Origin of the sequence: Bradyrhizobium sp. SZCCHNRI3052, assembly GCF_032484895.1 — a bacterium.
Lineage (GTDB): Bacteria > Pseudomonadota > Alphaproteobacteria > Rhizobiales > Xanthobacteraceae > Bradyrhizobium.
Map to the genome: position 1 here is coordinate 36,268 of NZ_JAUETW010000001.1, position 17,666 is coordinate 53,933.

Annotated in this window: 16 protein-coding genes; 8 read left to right on the plus strand and 8 right to left on the minus strand. The window is 65.9% G+C overall.

Annotated elements, in window-relative coordinates; translation table 11 throughout:
* Positions 1 to 1,962 carry an alpha amylase C-terminal domain-containing protein gene (locus QW887_RS00175; RefSeq protein ID WP_316194043.1) on the plus strand — a complete coding sequence of 654 codons (1,962 nt, stop codon included), beginning with the start codon at positions 1 to 3 and terminating at the stop codon, positions 1,960 to 1,962.
* Between the two features lie 105 nt (positions 1,963 to 2,067).
* On the opposite strand, the gene QW887_RS00180 is transcribed toward QW887_RS00175, so the two are convergent.
* Both QW887_RS00180 and QW887_RS00185 read right to left on the minus strand, forming a co-directional pair.
* Positions 2,068 to 3,000, minus strand: a complete 933-nt coding sequence (locus QW887_RS00180) for a sugar kinase (protein WP_316174007.1) — start codon at positions 2,998 to 3,000, stop codon at positions 2,068 to 2,070.
* Positions 2,987 to 4,024: an SPFH domain-containing protein gene (locus QW887_RS00185; protein ID WP_316192733.1), complete on the minus strand. Its 1,038-nt coding sequence runs from the start codon at positions 4,022 to 4,024 to the stop codon at positions 2,987 to 2,989. The genes QW887_RS00180 and QW887_RS00185 overlap by 14 nt, the downstream gene beginning before the upstream one ends.
* A 106-nt stretch (positions 4,025 to 4,130) precedes the next feature.
* Here QW887_RS00185 and QW887_RS00190 point away from each other — a divergent pair, with 106 nt between their 5' ends.
* Positions 4,131 to 4,871, plus strand: a complete 741-nt coding sequence (locus QW887_RS00190; RefSeq protein WP_316192732.1) for an NUDIX hydrolase — start codon at positions 4,131 to 4,133, stop codon at positions 4,869 to 4,871.
* Positions 4,872 to 4,991: 120 nt separating this feature from the next.
* On the opposite strand, the gene QW887_RS00195 is transcribed toward QW887_RS00190, so the two are convergent.
* The gene (locus QW887_RS00195; protein ID WP_316192731.1) at positions 4,992 to 5,558 is read right to left on the minus strand and encodes a hypothetical protein; all 567 of its coding nucleotides are present in this window, start codon (positions 5,556 to 5,558) and stop codon (positions 4,992 to 4,994) included.
* Between the two features lie 346 nt (positions 5,559 to 5,904).
* Between QW887_RS00195 and QW887_RS00200 the strand changes: the two genes are divergently transcribed.
* On the plus strand, positions 5,905 to 7,131 hold the full coding sequence (locus QW887_RS00200) for a CaiB/BaiF CoA-transferase family protein (RefSeq protein WP_316192730.1): 1,227 nt from the start codon (positions 5,905 to 5,907) through the stop codon (positions 7,129 to 7,131).
* A 236-nt stretch (positions 7,132 to 7,367) separates the two neighbouring features.
* Here QW887_RS00200 and QW887_RS00205 read toward each other — a convergent pair whose 3' ends face one another.
* Together QW887_RS00205 and QW887_RS00210 are read right to left on the minus strand one after the other, a co-directional pair.
* Positions 7,368 to 7,607 (minus strand): hypothetical protein, encoded by a 240-nt coding sequence (locus QW887_RS00205; RefSeq protein WP_315749556.1) that lies wholly within the window; start codon positions 7,605 to 7,607, stop codon positions 7,368 to 7,370.
* 51 nt (positions 7,608 to 7,658) lie between these two features.
* Positions 7,659 to 8,321: a TetR/AcrR family transcriptional regulator gene (locus QW887_RS00210; RefSeq protein WP_316164536.1), complete on the minus strand. Its 663-nt coding sequence runs from the start codon at positions 8,319 to 8,321 to the stop codon at positions 7,659 to 7,661.
* Between the two features lie 230 nt (positions 8,322 to 8,551).
* Here QW887_RS00210 and QW887_RS00215 point away from each other — a divergent pair, with 230 nt between their 5' ends.
* Positions 8,552 to 9,787: an acyl-CoA dehydrogenase family protein gene (locus QW887_RS00215; RefSeq protein WP_315749560.1), complete on the plus strand. Its 1,236-nt coding sequence runs from the start codon at positions 8,552 to 8,554 to the stop codon at positions 9,785 to 9,787.
* A 279-nt stretch (positions 9,788 to 10,066) separates the two neighbouring features.
* Positions 10,067 to 11,125 carry a phosphotransferase family protein gene (locus QW887_RS00220; RefSeq protein ID WP_315714587.1) on the plus strand — a complete coding sequence of 353 codons (1,059 nt, stop codon included), beginning with the start codon at positions 10,067 to 10,069 and terminating at the stop codon, positions 11,123 to 11,125.
* A 117-nt stretch (positions 11,126 to 11,242) separates the two neighbouring features.
* Here QW887_RS00220 and QW887_RS00225 read toward each other — a convergent pair whose 3' ends face one another.
* Complete coding sequence (locus QW887_RS00225; protein ID WP_316194044.1) at positions 11,243 to 11,530, minus strand: hypothetical protein; 288 nt, start codon at positions 11,528 to 11,530, stop codon at positions 11,243 to 11,245.
* 303 nt (positions 11,531 to 11,833) lie between these two features.
* Here QW887_RS00225 and QW887_RS00230 point away from each other — a divergent pair, with 303 nt between their 5' ends.
* Positions 11,834 to 12,790 (plus strand): aminoglycoside phosphotransferase family protein, encoded by a 957-nt coding sequence (locus QW887_RS00230; protein ID WP_316194045.1) that lies wholly within the window; start codon positions 11,834 to 11,836, stop codon positions 12,788 to 12,790.
* Positions 12,791 to 13,753: 963 nt separating this feature from the next.
* Here the strand turns inward: QW887_RS00230 and QW887_RS00235 are convergent.
* Positions 13,754 to 14,539: an SDR family oxidoreductase gene (locus tag QW887_RS00235; RefSeq protein ID WP_315827325.1), complete on the minus strand. Its 786-nt coding sequence runs from the start codon at positions 14,537 to 14,539 to the stop codon at positions 13,754 to 13,756.
* 146 nt (positions 14,540 to 14,685) lie between these two features.
* Here QW887_RS00235 and QW887_RS00240 point away from each other — a divergent pair, with 146 nt between their 5' ends.
* Both QW887_RS00240 and QW887_RS00245 read left to right on the plus strand, forming a co-directional pair.
* Positions 14,686 to 15,393 carry a histidine phosphatase family protein gene (locus QW887_RS00240; RefSeq protein ID WP_316194046.1) on the plus strand — a complete coding sequence of 236 codons (708 nt, stop codon included), beginning with the start codon at positions 14,686 to 14,688 and terminating at the stop codon, positions 15,391 to 15,393.
* 175 nt (positions 15,394 to 15,568) lie between these two features.
* On the plus strand, positions 15,569 to 16,336 hold the full coding sequence (locus tag QW887_RS00245; RefSeq protein WP_315749569.1) for an SDR family oxidoreductase: 768 nt from the start codon (positions 15,569 to 15,571) through the stop codon (positions 16,334 to 16,336).
* 87 nt (positions 16,337 to 16,423) lie between these two features.
* Here the strand turns inward: QW887_RS00245 and QW887_RS00250 are convergent, their stop codons facing one another.
* Positions 16,424 to 17,659 (minus strand): serine hydrolase domain-containing protein, encoded by a 1,236-nt coding sequence (locus QW887_RS00250; RefSeq protein WP_316194047.1) that lies wholly within the window; start codon positions 17,657 to 17,659, stop codon positions 16,424 to 16,426.
* Between the last annotated feature and the right edge of the window lie 7 nt (positions 17,660 to 17,666).

Here is a 17,666-nt window from a genome sequence, read left to right on the forward strand (position 1 = left end):
ATGGATATGCTGCTCGAACCTGTTACGCTGCCGCCGTTCCCCGAAGGCCTCAGGATTTCGCTCAGGCAGATGCATCTTCTCCAGGCTCCCATGGGCGGCACCCTGGTGACCGGCGGCGCCACCTTCCGCGTGTTCGCGCCGCATGCCAAGGCGGTCTACGTCTCCGGCCCGTTCAACGACTGGGCGCAGGACGCGAGCTGCCGGCTGGCGCCGATCGGCAACGGCCATTGGGCGATCTTCGTGCCGTCTCTGAAGGACGGCGACGCCTATATGTACTTCGTCGAGGGTGAAGGCAGCTCCGGCTACAAGCGCGATCCGCATGCACGGCTGCTTACGGTCGATCCGCCGTTTCCGCAGGCGCATTCGGTGCTGCGCAATCCGCACGCTTTTCCCTGGCACGACACCGACTACACGCCGCCGCCCAACAACGAGCTCGTGATCTATCAGCTCCATGTCGGCACCTTCGACATGAAGGCGGGCAATCCCGACGGCTGCTTCTTCGACGTGATCGAGCGAGTGCCGCATCTGGCGAAGCTCGGCGTCAACGCGATCGAGCTGCTGCCGGTGCAGGAATTCCCGACCATGTTCAGCATGGGTTACAACGGCACCGACCTGTTCAGCCCGGAGACCGAGTACGGGGAGGCAGAAGACGCGCATCTCGCGGCCTACTTCAAACGCACCAACGAGATCCTCGTCGCAGCCGGCGCGACACCTTACGCCGATATCGGCGTGGTGCGTCACTGCGACGACCAGCTCCGCGCGCTGATCGACGTCTGTCATGTCCATGGCATCGCCGTGCTGTTCGACGTCGTCTACAACCACGCCGGCGGCGGTTTTGACGAGAGCAGCATCTGGTTCTTCGACCGTCAGGCCTATGGCGATCCCAATCGCAGCCTGTATTTCACCGATCAGGGCTGGGCGGGCGGCCAGGTGTTCGCCTACTGGAACGCCGACGTGCGGCGGTATCTCGTCGACAACGCCGTGATGTTCTATCGCGAGTATCACGCCGACGGCCTGCGTTTCGACGAGGTCAGCGTGATGGACCGCTTCGGCGGCTGGGCGACCTGCCAGCAGCTCACCGAAGCGCTGCGCGCGGAGAAGCCGGATGCGATCCAGATCGCGGAATACTGGCCGGTGAACCCGTGGGTGGTGAGGGACATCGCGCATGGCGGCGCCGGCTTCGATGCGACCTGGAGCGACGGATTGCGGCTCGCGGTGCGCGGCGCCGTCGCGAGCGCTGCCGGCGGCGCGGGCGCCGTCGTCCCGATGCAGCCGATCGCCGCGGCGATCGCCGATCTCAGCCTCGACAAGCGCTGGCGCGCCGTCAACTCGATCGAGAACCACGACATCGTCTATGCCGGCCGCGAGCCGCGCATCTCGCGTCTCGCCGATCCCGTCGACAGCCGTTGCTGGTACGCGCGCAGCCGCAGCCGCGTCGCCACCAGCCTGCTGCTGACCGCGCCCGGCGTCCCGATGCTGTTCATGGGCCAGGAGCTGTTCGAGGACCGGCCGTGGAGCGACACGCCGAGCCTGGACACGACCATCCAATGGGCGCTGCTCGACGGCGAGGACAAGATCACCGCTGATGCGATGCGCTTCACGCGCGAGTTGATCGCGATCCGCCGCACCCATCCGGCGCTGACCGCGGAGGGATGCGCCATCGTCCACGTCCATGACGGCAACCGCGTGCTCGCCTTCCACCGCTGGGACGGCCAGGGCGACGACGTGATGGTGATCGTCAGCCTCAGCGAGACGCCATGGCGCGACTATGCGATCGGCTTTCCGGCAGCGGGGCAGTGGAAGGAGGTATTCAACAGCGACGTCTATGACAACTGGGTCAATCCGGATGTGGTTGGTAACAATGGCTCGGTCACCGCAGGCGGCCCGCCGCTGCACGGCCAGCGCAGCTCGGCTGACGTGACGATTCCGGCGAATGGCGTGCTGGTGTTCGCGAGGGAGTGACGGACGCGTAGCCCGGATGAGCGCAGCGATATCCGCGGTCCCACGACTGTTGCGATGATCCCGGATGTCGCTGCGCTCATCCGGCCTACGAGCGTCGCCGTGTGGCTACACGATCAACCGCCCCTGGCGCTCCGCGATCCCGATCACCGCTTCCGTCCCCGCATTGAAATCGAGGTGATCCGCCTCGATGCCGTCGGAGAAAATGACGCCGTTCTCGGGCATCAGCGAGCGCAGGCGCAGTGTTTCGGCGCCGTTCAGCCCTCCGCAGACCAGGGATGTCTGTGACGTCTTGCTCGGGAACGGCTCGCGCACGGCAAAGCGCAAGCTCCGGGCGTCCCAGGGCAGGGCGGTGTAGTCGCCGCCCGTCGTGGGGCTGCCGAAGTTGCCGGCGATCGCCAGCGCGCCGGTGACGATGCTCTTGAACCACGCAGTCGAGCCGAGTCCGGTCGCGACGATCAGGCCGCTGGAGGACTGCCGCTCCTGATGCTCGCGGGTCGCGATCTCGTAGCGGGCCGAGACATGCGTGCGCGCGCCGATGAAGAGGTCGTTGACCGCATGGAGCACCTGGCCGTCGGCGAGGCTCGCGCGCGCCATGGTCACCGTCTTGGCCGCGCGCCGGTCGGCAGCAACCTCCGGCAGCAGGTTCGCGAGATCGGCCGGCGCGAACGGCAGCAGCACGCCGTCATGCCGGGCCGCGTCCGGGTTCAGGCCGAGCAGCGGCTGGCCGTCGAGATATTTCATGGTGTTGGCGACGAGCCCGTCGGGGCCGAGCGCCGCGACGATGTCGGCGGGGCCGAAGATGAAGTTCGGCAGGAAGCCGCGGTCGACGATCTGGTAGCGGCCCCAGCGCTCCAGTGTCTGGACGCTGGTCAAGCGCGCGGCCTGGTAGGCCGCGTGCTCGCGTTCGTAGTCGGAGAAGTCGGCGCCGAGATGCTCGACATAGAAGCGGGCCTGGTCCGCGGTGAGGAATCTGGTGATCAGCTCCTCGAGCCGCGTTCTCCTGACAACCAGCACCACCTTGCGGTCATTGCCGGACACGGGCGGCCTCCGCGGGCTTCTGCATCAGGCTGTTCAGGAGCTCCGGCGAGACGTTCAGCTGCCCGATCTTCTCGGCCTTTTCGGCGAGGCCCGAGAACGCCTGCGCGATCAACTGGCCGGGTTGCATGCCGGTGGCGGCGAGCGCCTGGATCACGCGGGTGTCGACGCCCTCGAAGATCTTCATCAGCGCGCCGACGCGATAGGCTTCGGCATCCGCCAAAGTGCGGGTGTTCGCCGCATTCAGCGACACGAAATCCTTCCGCTTGGCCTCCAGCCCGATATCGGCGACCATGCCGGCCTCGCGCAGCTCGTTCTTCTTCGCGGCGACGCTGGCCTCCGCATCCATCTGCGTCTCGCGGATCGAGCGCTTCTTCTGCTCGACCGCGATCTCCGTGTCGAGCTCGCTCTCCCGGATCGCCCGCTCGCGCTCGACGGCGAAATTGCGCCGCGCGAAGATGGCTTCGTCCGCGGTCCTCAGGATCGCCTCGCGCGCCTCGGCCTCCAGCGCCTTGGCGGTCTCCGGCGTCGGCTTCACCGCGCGCACGGCGACGCCAAGGATTTCCAGGCCCAGCGCCTCGATGTCGGCGCGCCGCTTCAATCCGGCCGCAATCGTCTCGGCGATGCGGTCGGAGGCACGCAACGCCTCTTTCAGGGTCATGTCCTTGACCGCCTGCTGCGCCAGCACCTCGACCGCGCCGAGCACGCGCTGCGGCAGCTCCTCCGAGTCATCGGACTCGTAGGTCTTGCCGTCGCGCTTGAGCGTGAAGTTGAGCATCGCCGCCGCCTTCCTCGGCTCGCCGATGCGGTAGGTCACCTGGCCCTGGATCGTCAGCGTCTGAAAGTCGCGGGCGATCTGCTGGAAGATGAAGGCGGCGTCGCGGCTGCCGATGGGGATCGCGACCAGGGAAGTGGCGGGCCCGTAATAGAAGGTGGAGAGCCCGGCACCTTCCTCGACCACGCTGCCGGCGCGGTACTTGAGGAGATAGGTGGTGGGTTGGGCCTTGATGAAGCGTAAGCCGAACATGGCGGCCTCCTGACGTTCAATGGATAAGTGTGTCACGCCAACTTAGTAAGTTGGACAGTACAACTAAGTATGCTAGTGTCAAGGGACAAATTCGGGGGCGGACGGTATGGCAGCACGGCAGGGGCAGGGCGGCGGAGCGGCTGCGAGAGCGGGCGGACTGGATTTTCCGCGGCCGCTGACCACGGTGGACATCGTCATCTTCACGATCCGGCTGGAGGCGCTGCACGTGCTGCTGGTGCGGCGCGGCCACGGCGAGGGAGAGCCGTTCCCGGACGCGTTTGCGCTCCCGGGCGGCTTCGTCGATGTCGACAAGGATCGCGATCTCGAAGCCTGCGCGCGGCGCAAGCTTGCCGAGAAGACCGGCGTGATCAGCACCTATCTGGAGCAGCTCGGCAGCTGGGGCAGTGCGCACCGTGATCCGCGCGGCTGGTCGGCGACGCACGCGTATTTTGCGCTGATCCCGGCGTCAGCGGCGGAGGCCGCGCTCGCGGCCGATGCGCAATGGTTTCCGCTCGTGGGCATGAGCGTGAAGCCGAATCTCGCGTTCGATCATGCCGAGATCCTGCAGGCCGCCGTGCAGCGGCTGCGCAACAAGGTCGAGTACACCTCGCTGCCGGCCTATCTGATGCCGGAGGAGTTCACACTGCCCGAGCTGCAGCGGACTTACGAGATCGTGCTCGATCGTCCGCTGGAAAAGAGCGCCTTTCGCACCCGCATGCTCTCGGCCGACCTGATCGAGCCGATCGCCAAGATGCGCAAGGGGCCGAACCGTCCGGCGCAGCTCTATCGGCTGAAGGCGGCGGCGGCGCCGGTGTATTTCGCCAGAACGTTCAACGCGCCGGATTGACGGCGTGGTCGCCTCTTCCAGCCCCGCATGAGCGAAGCAACATGCGGGTCTCACGCGGAGTCTCGGAGAACCCGGATGTCGCTGCGCTCATCCGGGCCAAACGGCTCCATCTCTCGCCGGTCAGGCCGAGAAATCCACCACCAGCGACTTGCTGGTCGAGCTCGACGAGCTGGTGCCGCTGGCGCTGTACGAGGAGGTCGTGCTGCTGTTCGAGCTCTGCAGCGCCTCGAGCAGCTTCTTCAACAGCTCCTCGACCTGGGATGAGGACGATGAAGACGACGAGGAGGAGGTGCTCGACGTGGTGTCGGTGCTGGACTCATCGCTCGGCGGGGCCGGCGGCGGACCGCCGGCGCCACCTGCGCCGCCCGGACCGCCGGAGAAGGCGTTGGCAAATACGTTCTTCAGCTCGGTCGCCTGGTCCGAGGTCAGCTTGCCGCTGTCGACCTCACTCTGGATGAGATCGTCGATCTTCGACTGCATCTCCTTGGGCGACGGCGGCGCGCTGGAGCTCGACGATGACGACGAGCTGCCGCTCTGCAATGCGGAATCGATGTCGTCGAGCGCCGAGGACAGCGCAGTCTGGTCGGCGGAGCTGACCTTGCCGGCCGAGACTTCCTTGGTGAGTTCCTGCTTGAGCAGGTCGAGCGGCGAATATCCGCTCATGGAGGATGCAGAGATCGACGTCATGGCGTGCTCCGGGGTGCGACATCAAACCTGCGCCCAGGTGCGACCGGAACGCTTAACAGCTCCTTGTTCCGTGTTTCTGGATGTGTCCCGCCGCAGGCTGCACACAAAACGAAGCAAGAAAGTCAGCATGGCTGCGTAGCCCGGATGAGCGCAGCGACATCCGGGTTCGGCACGAGCGCGGGTGGAGACCCCGGATATCGCTGCGCGCATCCGGGCGACGGTCCGCGGCAAGGCGGCATGCCGCCAGCGCAGTGCTCCGGCGCGGGAAATGGTGTATCCGCGGGTGACAGGCGGGGCTCTCGCTCGGGATGTCCGCCACAAGGAATAAAGCTCCCGGAGGAACTCCATGTCGGCCCTGCCGCTTTCTGGCATCAAGATTCTCGATCTGACCCGCGTGCTGGCCGGACCGCTGTCCGCGCAGATGCTGGCCGATCTCGGCGCCGAGGTGATCAAGATCGAGCGGCCCGGCACCGGCGACGATGCGCGCGCGTTCGGTCCGCCCTACCTCAGGGACCCCGATGGCAAGGCCAACAACAACAATTCCTTCTACATCTGCGCCAACCGCAACAAGAAGTCCGTCACGGTCAACATCGCCTCGCCGGAGGGGCAGGAGATCATCCGCGCGCTCGCCAAGGACTGCGACGTGTTCATGGAGAACTACAAGGTCGGCGATCTCAAGCGCTATGGCCTGGACTATGAGGCGATCCGCGCCGTCAATCCCGAGGTGATCTATTGCTCGGTCACCGGCTTCGGCCAGACCGGGCCGTATGCACCGCGGGCGGGCTACGATGCGATCTTCCAGGCCATGGGCGGGCTGATGAGCGTGACCGGCCACATGGACGGCGAACCGGGGGCGGGGCCGATGAAGGTCGGTCCCTCGATCGTCGACTACATGACCGGCATGAACACCTCGATCGGCATCCTCTCCGCGCTGTATCACCGCGACGTCAATGGCGGCGGCGGCCAGCACATCGACGTCTGCCTGTTCGACACCGTGATCGCCTCGCTGTCGCACTATGCCCAGATCTTCCTGATCAACGGCAAGTCGCCGCCGCGCCGCGGCACCTGGGGCAATGGCGGCATGCCGGCCGGCGTGTTCCGCTGCACCGACGGCGAATTGATGCTGGTGGTCGGCAACGACGCGCAGTTCGCGCGCACCTGCGCGGTGTTAGGGGCGCCGGAGCTCGCGACCGATCCCAAATTCCTCAAGAACAACGACCGCGTCGTCAACGGCAAGGAGATCATGGCGATCTTCGCCGGCCTGTTCCTGAAGAACTCGGTGACGCATTGGCTGGAGGAGCTGGAGAAGGCGGGCGTGCCGTGCGGGCCGGTCAACGATTTTGCGCACGTGTTCGCCGATCCGCATGTCCGCTCGCGCGGCATGGAGGTGAAGGTCGAACACCCGTTCGAGCCGCATCTGTCCCTGATCCGCAACGCGCTGACCTTCTCCGGTACCCCGATCACCGAGTATCGCGCGCCGCCGCTGCTCGGCGAGCATACGCAGGACGTGCTGTCGGGGCTCGGCTACGACGCGGCGAAGATCGCGGCGCTGAAGCAGCAGGGCGTGGTGTAGCTCCTCCGGATCCCCGCTCTCTCCGTTTGTCATTCCGGGGCGCGCGTAAGCGCGAGCCCGGAATCCATAGCCACAAGCGGTCATGGTAGAGCGAGCTGGACGTGGCCGCTGTCTCCGAACGACTGCTGTTCGTGGTTATGGATTCCGGGCTCATTCGCGCTGTTTCAAGATGGCTTCGCCATCTTGCGCGCGAATGCCCCGGAATGACAGCGGGAATGGAGCAGGCGGACGCGCGGCTATCGCGTGCGGTGATGCCTATGCCGCTTCGATTTGGGGCGGTGATAGCGCGGCTCTGCCACGTATGGGGCAGGCGGCGGCGTGCCGAGCTGCTGCCGGGATTCCTGCAAGCGGCGCTGATAGCCGGGCGAGTTCATGATGCTGGCGGCGGCGCCGCGCGCCAGCGCCGGCTCGCTCGCCATCATCATGGCGAGCGCACTGGCCGCAGCGGCCAGGATCAATCGCGAACGGACCGTCATCGGGCGAGTTCCATTGTCATTGGTGGCGACGTCATCTGTGGCGATCGGCGCTCAGCGCGCTGCAATCCTGGCCTTCGACTTTGCCGCCTGATCGCGCGTGGTCAAGCCGAGCACGGCGCCGCGCACCACCCGCGCGATCACATCCTCGACATCGTCGAGGTCGCATCGGCCGTCGGAGAGCTTGGTGAGGCGCTCGCTCTCGCGGATGGTGTGATGCGCCATGGCGAGCGCAAAATGCAGGCCCCAGAACAGATCGACCTCGGAGCTGTCGGGCAGGGCGCGCTGCATTGCGCCGGCGAATTTGCGCAAATGGTCGATTTCCTTGGTCTTGATGCGGCGAATTGGCGGCACCGATTCGATCGAGGCGCGGATCATGAACTGCGCCACCGCCGAGCGTTGGTTCTCAGGGCCAAGGCAGCCGCGCAGGATCGGGCCCACGAGGGCGCGCAGGATGTCGGAGATGTCGGCGCGACCGCCGCCCGCATCCTCGGCTTCACGCAATTCGCGCAGGCGCTCGCGGTTGAGCGCGATCGAGCGGGTCACGAACAGTTCGGCGATCAGCTCGTCCTTGGAGCCGAAATGATAGTTCACCGCGGCGAGATTGACGTTCGCCTCCGCCACGATGTCGCGCAAGGTCACGTCGGAGAAGCCGCGTTCGGCATAGAGCCGCTCGGCGGCGATCAGGATCGCAGTCCGGGTCTGGTCGGTCGCCATGCTCGTCCTCCCGAACGATGAAGCGGGGTGGGAGTTGCGTTTCAAACAATTGTATGAAACTATTGTTTGAGACGGCCGCAATGTCAATCACGGTTCTTCCGTGGGGCGACATTTCGGCGCTGCAGCGACGGTTCGCGCGGTCGTGTCGCGCAAGATCACACTTGCACGGACGCCGTGGGCGGGCCGACACTGCGGCCAAAGTTTCAGAGGAAACACCCAAGGAGAGTCCCATGGACTTCACGATGTCGGCGAAGCAGCAGGAATGGCTGGAGCGCGTGCGCAGCTTCATGACCAAGCATGTCCGCCCGGCGGTGCCGATCTACAAGCAGCAGGACGCCGAGGGCGACCGCTGGAAGGTGATCCCGATCCTGGAGGACCTCAAGGCCAAGGCAAAGGCGGAAGGCCTCTGGAACATGTTCATGCCGCCGTCGCCGCATGAGGACGACGAGTTCCGCGGCGCCGGCCTCACCAATCTCGAATATGCGCTGCTGTCCGAGGAAATGGGCCGCATCTCCTGGGCGTCCGAGGTGTTCAACTGCTCGGCGCCCGACACCGGCAACATGGAAGTGTTCATCCGCTACGGCACCAAGGAGCAGAAGCGCAAATGGCTGCGCCCGCTGATGGACGGCGAGATCCGCTCGGCCTTCCTGATGACGGAGCCGGCGGTGGCCTCGTCGGATGCTACCAACATCGAGACGCGGATCGTGCGTGACGGCGATCATTACGTCATCAACGGCCGCAAATGGTGGTCGTCGGGCGTCGGCGATCCCCGCTGCAAGATCGCGATCCTGATGGGCAAGACCGATCCATCGGCCGCCAAGCATCAGCAGCAGTCGCAGATCCTGGTGCCGCTCGACACCCCCGGCATCAAGGTCGAGAAGATGCTGCCGGTGTTCGGCTTCGACGACGCGCCGCACGGCCATGCCCAGGTGCTGCTCGAGAACGTCCGCGTTCCTGCGGAAAACATCCTGCTCGGCGAGGGCCGCGGCTTCGAGATCGCGCAGGGCCGTCTCGGTCCGGGCCGCATCCATCACTGCATGCGCACCATCGGCAAGGCCGAGGAGTCGCTGGAGAAGATGGTGCGCCGGCTGATGACGCGCCAGGCGTTCGGCAAGAAGATCATCGAGCATTCGGTGTGGGAGCAGCGCATCGGTGAGGCCCGCACCAACATCGAGATGTGCCGGCTATTGTGCCTCAAGGCGGCCGACATGATGGACAAGGTCGGCAACAAGACCGCCCAGGGCGAGATCGCGATGATCAAGGTCGCCGCCCCCAACATGGCGCTGAAGATCATCGACGATGCCATCCAGGCGTTCGGCGGCGCCGGCGTGTCGGATGATGCGGGTCTCGCCAAGGACTACGCCAACATCCGCACGCTCCGTCTTGCCGACGGCCCGGACGAGGTGCACAACCGCGCCATTGCCCGGCTCGAGATGAAGAAATACGCCAACGAGCCGCGGCATTGAGCGTCGACTTCTAGGGTGGGCAAAGCGTCCGTCGCCGCGCAGAGCGCGGGGGCGGATGCGTGCCCACCCACTTTCGAGTTCAAAGCAACATGGTGGGCACGCTTCGCTTTGCCCACCCTACGAATTCTAATGCCGAGCGGTGACGCACCACTTGCGTCATTCCGGGGCGACGCGCAGCGTCGAACCCGGAATCCAGAGATGGGTCCGCCAAGATAGAGATTCCGGGTTCAGCCTGCGGGCTGCCCCGGAATGACGAACACGTGAGAAGGGAGCCTCGTCGTGGCCGACGGCGTCAAGAAGGACGAAGAATTCTCCGGCACCAAGCCGGTCGAGGAGCGGCATCGTTTCGACGAGGCCAAGCTCGCGGCCTGGATGGCCGAGCATGTCGAAGGCTATCAGGGCCCGCTGACCGTGCTGCAGTTCAAGGGCGGCCAGTCGAACCCGACCTATCGTCTGAACACGCCGGCGCGTTCCTACGTGCTCAGGCGAAAGCCGTTCGGCAAGCTGCTGCCGTCGGCGCACGCAGTCGATCGCGAATTCCGCGTCATCGCCGCACTCGGCAAGCAGGGCTTTCCGGTCGCCAAGGCCTATGCGCTGTGCAACGACGACAGCGTCATCGGCGCTGCCTTCTACATCATGTCGATGGAGGAGGGCCGGGTGTTCTGGGATCCGACCCTGCCGCATGTCGCAGCGCCCGAGCGGCGCGCGATCTTCACCAGCAAGATCGAAACCTTGGCCAGGCTGCACAGCTATGATCCGGCGGCGATCGGCCTTGCCGACTTCGGCAAGCCCGGCAACTACTTTGCCCGCCAGGTCGACCGCTGGACCAAGCAATATCGCGCCTCCGAGACCGAGCATCTGCCGGAAATGGAGAAGCTGATCGAGTGGCTGCCGCGCACCTTGCCGGCGCAGCAGCGCGTCTCGATCGTGCATGGCGACTACCGGCTCGACAACATGATCTTCCACGCGACCGAGCCGCGCGTCATCGCGGTGCTCGACTGGGAACTGTCGACGCTTGGTGATCCCATGGCGGACTTCACCTATTTGCTGATGCAGTGGATCATGCCGGGCCTCGACGGCGTCGACCTGAAAGCGCTGAACATCCCGACCATGGAAGAAGCGGCGGAGATCTATCGTGGGGTCACCGGCACCGAGCTGCCCGATCTCAACTGGTACTTCGCCTACAATCTGTTCCGGCTCGCCGGCATCCTGCAGGGCATCATCGGCCGCATCCGCGACGGCACCGCCGCCAACGACAAGGCGATCGAGTCGGTCAAGCGCATGGTGCCCATGACCAAGCAGGCCTGGTCCTATGCGCAGAAGGCGGGGGCGGTGTAGTCTCCTGTAGCCCCGGATGAGCGAAGCGACATCCGGGGTCACACGCGCTGCGGCGATGAACCCGGATGTCGTTTCCGCCCATCCGGGCTACCAATTCCGCGCGCCGGCTAGGGCCAATCACCGCCCACCGCCGCCTCCGCCTCCGCCACCACCTCCACCGCCGCCACCGGCCGTGGTCATCGCGCCGCTGTAGCGCGGATCGGTCTGCTTCATGTAGATCGGCGAGGTGTCGCGGCTCTGACGGCGCATGGCTTGCTGCACCTGGACCTCGGTGCCGCAGGCTGTCCAGGAGACGAGTTCACAGCCCGGCCACTGGAATTCACGGGCGCTTGCGTTCGTCACCAGCGAGCCAGCCGCCGTGGCGGCCATCAGGGTGAGCAGCGTGAGTTTCGATAGTCTCGACATGTTAACCATCCTTCGTTTCGGCGAGGCCGGAATGGTCCGCTTGCGAGGTTCGACGGCGGCTCGGAGAAGGGGGTTCGAGGACGTGGGCGTAAAAAATCGCCGGTCATTAGGGGGGCATGCTTGAACCCGAGCGTGGCTCATGGCGACGCGATGGTCTTGCCGCCACGCTCCATCGACACGGGTTGGTCCGCGCGGCGCATTGACCTGACTGCCGGGAGCTTGACCACGACGGGCGCGCGCAGTTAGGAAACGGTCGTCGCAGGCCATCTCGCAAGAAGGTCCCGCGAGCGGAGCTTTGCTGCCATGTCGCCGGTTTCGATTCGCCCGGATCTCGAGGTCGATCCCGCAACCGCCGATGCGATGCTTGCGCGCGCGGAGATCGACGCGCGGGTCGCTTCGGTGTCGCTGTTGCATGGTGGGGAGATCAGTGCCGTGTATGCGCTGGCTCTGCAAGGCGGCCAGCCGTCGCTGGTGCTGAAGATCTATCCTGACAGCATGAGCTGGAAGATGCGCAAGGAGGCGCGCCTGCTCGATCTGGTCCGGGACCGCCTGCCGGTGCCGGCGCCGCGGCTGCGCGCGGCGGACGCCTCGCGCGAGCTGATCGGCCTGGACTACGTGGTCATGAGCCGGCTCGACGGCGATCCGCTCGGTCCTCTCGAACAAGCGCTGTCCGCGCCGGAGCGGCGTGAGGCTTTCGAGCAGGTCGGTCGATTGTCGCGTGCCTTTCACGACATTGCGATGGATGCGTTTGGCTACATCGGCGCCGACGGCATCATGTCGGGCCATGCCGACAATCGTAGCTATCTCACCTCCCAGTTCGAACGCAAACTGGGCGAATTCCGCAGCCGCGGCGGGCCGGCTGATCTCGCCGCGCGCATCGCGCGCCAGGTGGCCGACGCGAGTGATCTGTTCGCCGCCTGCGGCGCGCCGGTGCTGTGTCACAATGATCTTCATCCCGGGAACGTGCTTGCGCGCGTCACCGGGGGCCGGGTCGAGCTCACCGGTGTGGTCGATTTCGAGGGCGCGCTGGCCGGCGACCCGCTCAAGGATGTCGCCAAGGCGATCTACTATCTCTCGCCGGAGCAGCGCGAGGCGTTTCTGGGCGGCTATGGTTCGATGAGCCGAACGAAGATCGAGCCGACGCTCGCGATCTATCGTCTGCTGTTCTCGCTGGAGCTGTGGTGCTGGTATCGGCAGTTTGGGGCGGCCGAAAAGCTCGCGCCGCTCATCGAGGACCTCGACCGCCTTGTGAGCGGCTAGAGCATGATCCGGAAAAGTGGAAACCGGTTTTCCGAAAGGATCATGCTCAAACAAAAAGAGATGAGATCATGATGCGTTTCCTTGGAAGCGCATCGTGATCCAGGTCCGTTCGGCCAACGCTTGCCCGTCGGGCAAATCGGCATGTGCGAGCGTGGCGTTGTCGGCCCCGCGCAGGCTGCGGTTATGACTGCAATCATCGTCGCCGATGAAGAAAGTTCGCGAGCGCGGTCAATGTGATGGTCTCGTCCAGTCCGGAAGGCTAAAAGATTTTGCTTTCGCTTTTTCGGAATTTGTGATCTGATGCGCTCATCCCGTCCCACCGAAGGGGCGTTGCGCGCGATCGTCACGACACGCGGGGCGGGGAGCGGTGGCCGCGATCATGTTGCAGCGTGTCCGGAGGGATGCGCGGACGAACGGCATGGCGCGGACGTGAAGTCGCAGCGTGCTGGCACCCCGATGCTGGTGCTACGTCGCGACGGCGCTCGCGCGCCGCGCGGGCAATGGTGGCCAGAAAGCCCGGCGCACCAGGCAGACTGCGTATAAGCGTGAAGACCATCGCGCAGGGAAGGCCGGGCGTTTTCCGGCTGCACCTGTGGTACCTGCCGCCTGCATTTTTTTACGCAGGCGGGCCGCAGGCGTCAGCCGACGCCTGGCCTTCCCTGCGCCCTTCGATGGAAGGGCGGTGAAATTCAGGATCACTCGGGCGCGGGGGCGTCGCGAGATCGCTCACGCATGTCGATGAGTTCGACAGCGAGCGATTTGTGGGGCGCGATGCCGGCAGTCCCAAGCTCGTCATGCCCGGGCTTGTCCCGCCTGCGCGGCCGAAGCCGCTTCGGCGCGGCGAAGGCCCGGGCATCCACGTCGCTCCTCGCGTGCCGACCGACGTGGATGGCCGGGACAGGCCCGGCCATGACGGATGACAGAGGAGAGGCGATGTCGACACCAGTGCGAGGGGAGACAGCGCTAGATCGGCTTCCCCGCGTACGGCATCGACGCCGTGAGGCCGCCGTCGACCGGGAAAGCCTGGCCGTTGACGTAGGAGGCCTCGTCGCTGGCGAGGAACAGGGCCATGGCGGCGATCTCATGCGGCTGGCCGGCGCGCTTCAGCGGATTGAGCTGGCCGATCTTGCCCTCGGTGCCGCGCTCCTTGGCGCCGTCGAAGATCGGCTTGGTCATGCCGGTCTCGATCAGGCCGGGACACACCGCGTTGATCCGCACGCCGGTGCCGGAGAGGGAGTACGCCGTGGTCTGCACCAGGCTGATGACGCCGGCCTTGCTCGCCGCGTAGGGATGGCCCGAGGCGCCGGATTTCAGGCCCGCGACGGAGGCCGTGCAGACGATCGCGCCGCGCTGTTGCCGCACCATGTGCGGCATCGCGTATTTCACCGCGAGGAACGGGCCGATCAGGTTGATGCGCAGGATCTCCTGCCAGTGCTCGACGGTCTGCTCGGCGATCGGGATCAAGCCGCCGGAGATGCCGGCATTGGCCCAGATCACGTCGAGCTTGCCGTAGGTCGCCACGGCGCGGTCGATGAAGCCCGAGACATCGGCCTCGGAGCCGGCGTCGGCGAGCACGGCTTCGGCAATGCCGCCCTGCTGCTTGACCATCTCGACCGTCTCCTTGACGGCCTCGCTGCGATCGACCGCGATCAGTCGCGCGCCTTCTTTCGTGAACATCAAGGATGCGGCGCGGCCGATGCCGCTGCCGGCGCCGGTGATGATGACGGATTTGCCTTCGAGGCGGCCCATGTTTCCTCCTGCTTCAATTGTGATCAGTTGCGTGCCGCGCAACGGAATTCAAACGCCGTTTCAAACGTGCTGAGATCGCCAAGCGGCTTGAGACGATCTGGGCCTTCACGTACAGCGGGAGACGAGCGGAGGGAAGGGTTTGAGCGATGTCGGCTGATGGAACGAAACCTTCTGTCGTCACCACGCGCTGGTGGTGGGTGCGTCACGCGCCGGTGCGCAGCGACGGCGGCAACATCTACGGCCAGTCGGACATCGCCTGCGATACCTCCGATCGCGAGGTGTTCGAGGCGGTCGCGAAAATCCTGCCGCGCAGCGCGGTGTGGTATGCGAGCAATCTGATGCGCACGCATCAGACGGCGGAGGCGATCTGGGCCGCCGGATTCCCGCGTCCCGCAGCAATGATCAGGGAGGCCGCTCTTGCCGAGCAGCATCTCGGGCAATGGCAGGGCATGAACCGCGCCGCGTTCCTGGCCAGCCGTCCCGCGGGCAGCCACTGGTTCGCCGACATCGATGAGCCGGCGCCGGGCGGCGAGAGCTACATGGATCTGTACACCCGCGTGACGGCGGCGATTGCGCGCATCACGGTTTCGGAAGCCGGCCGCGACGTCATCGCCGTCGGCCATGGCGGCACCATCAAGGCGGCTGTTGGCCTGGCGCTCGGCGGCCTGGTCGAGAAGGGGCTCGCCTTCGACATCGACAATTGCTCGGTGACCCGGCTCGACCACATCGTGGCCGGCGAGACGAGTACATGGCGGCTGCCGATGGTCAATCAGCAGCCCTGGATCGCGGACGCCGCGCACCGCGCGATGCACCAGCCGGCCGGGCCGGAGGTGACGACGAGCAAGCTGGCGTGAAACGAGATAGTGAGTTGCTATGCGCGTCGTTCAAAAATCTCGCCCGCCAAACGGGCAGTGCACCCTCTTCCCTTGTGGGAGAGGGCGCAGTCACTGGCACCGCGGAAAAGTCTCGTGGACGTCGCCGTGCCAATTTCGAAACCGACAACAGCCAAATAAGTAGGAGGAACTCCCCATGACCCTGTTCGACATGACCGGCAAGGTCGCCGTCATCACCGGATCCACGCGTGGCATCGGGCTCGCCATTGCCGAGCGCATGGCCGAGCACGGCGCCAAGGTGGTGATCTCCTCGCGCAAGGCCGATGTCTGCGACCAGGTGGCGCGCGAGATCAATGACCGCTTCGGTGCAGGCACGGCGGCGGCAGTCGCCGCCAACATCTCCAGCAAGGAGAACCTGCAGAACCTCGTCGACGAGGCCAACCGCATCTACGGCAAGATCGACGTGCTGGTCTGCAACGCGGCGTCGAATCCTTACTACGGGCCGCTCGCCGGCATCTCCGACGATCAGTTCCGCAAGATCCTCGACAACAACATCGTCGCCAACAACTGGCTGATCAGCATGGTCGTGCCGCAGATGATCGCGCGCAAGGACGGCTCGATCATCATCGTGTCGTCGATCGGCGGCCTGAAGGGCTCGACCATCCTCGGTGCCTACGCGATCTCCAAGGCTGCCGACATGCAGCTCGCGCGCAACCTCGCCTGCGAATACGGCCCGCACAATGTGCGCGTGAACTGCATCGCGCCCGGCCTGATCAAGACCGATTTCGCCAAAGCGCTGTGGGACAATCCGGAGAACCTCAAGGCCTCGACCGCGCGCTCGCCGCTGCTCCGCATCGGCATCCCCGACGAGATCGCCGGCGCCGCGGTCTTCCTGGGCTCCGCCGCGGGCGACTTCATGACCGGCCAGACCATGGTGATCGACGGCGGCGCGACGATCAGTTGAGGGGGACATACGGGTGTGGTGCGCGATGATGCCGCCACACTCTCAACTGTCGTCCGCCGGGACGACAGCATTTGCTGCGCGCCGCCCTCATTCCACCGCCGCGTACACCACGTCGCGCACCAGCGTGCGCAGATAGTCGCGTTGTCCGGGGGCCTGCGCCATGAACACGCAGAACAGCTCCTCCTTCGGATCGATCCAGAAGAACGTGCCGGCGATGCCGCTCCAGAAGAAGGTGCCGGGCGAGCCGGGGAAGGGGGCGATGCCAGCCTCGCGACGCACGGCGAAGCCGAGGCCGAAGCCGTGACCGGGCGACAGCAGCGTGCCCTGCGTCTTCACATGGGGACCGAGGTGGTCCGACGCCATCAGCTCCAGCGTCTTGCGGCCGACCAGCCGGGTGCCGTCGAGGCTGCCCTTGCCGAGCAGCATCGCGCAGAACCGGGCGTAGTCCATCGTGGTCGCCACCAACCCGCCGCCGCCGGATTCCATCAGCGGCTGCTCGGTCATCTTGAACAGGTTGACCGCCTCGCCGGTCCACGGGTCCTGGGCGAACGGCTCGGCCAGCCGGCCAGCATTCGCCTCGGCGGTGGAGAAGCCGGTCTCCTTCATGCCGAGCGGCTCGAGGATGCGCTCGGAAAGGAAGGGGCCGAGCGTCTGGCCCGAGACGACCTCGATGATGCGCCCGAGGATGTCGGTCGAGCGGCTATAGTTGAACTCGGCGCCCGGCTGGCAGATCAGCGGCAGGCCGGCGACGATGGCCGCGTGCTCGGCATTGGTGATCTTGCGGCTGCGCACCCGAGATTGCTGGTAGAGCTGGTGCACCGGCCCGGTGCCGGTGTGCTCATACGCCAAGCCCGAGGTGTGGCGCAGCAGGTCCTGGACCGTCATCGGCTGGGCGACCGGGACCAGCTCCAGCTTGCCTCCGGTCTCGACGCCCACTTTCTGCTCGCCGAATTTCGGGATGAACTTGGCGACCGGATCGGACAGCAACAGCTCGCCGTCCTCGACCAGCATCATGATCCCGAGCGAGACGATCGGCTTGGTCATCGAGAAGATGCGGAAGATCGAATCCGGCCGCATCGGCGTGTCGGCGTCGGGCGCTTGCCGGCCGATGGCGTCGAACCAGGCGATCCGGCCGCGGCGGCCGACCAGCAGGGTGGCTCCGGGGATGGTTCCCTTGTCGGCCTCGCGCTTGAACGCATCCGAAGCTCGCTGCAGCCGCGCCTGGGACAGGCCCAGCGCCTCGGGGCGGTCATCCGGCAGCGGCGGCGTCAACGAGCGGAGCGCGGAAAGGTGCGCGCTGGATGCGGCAGTCGGTGGGGTCATGGGCTCT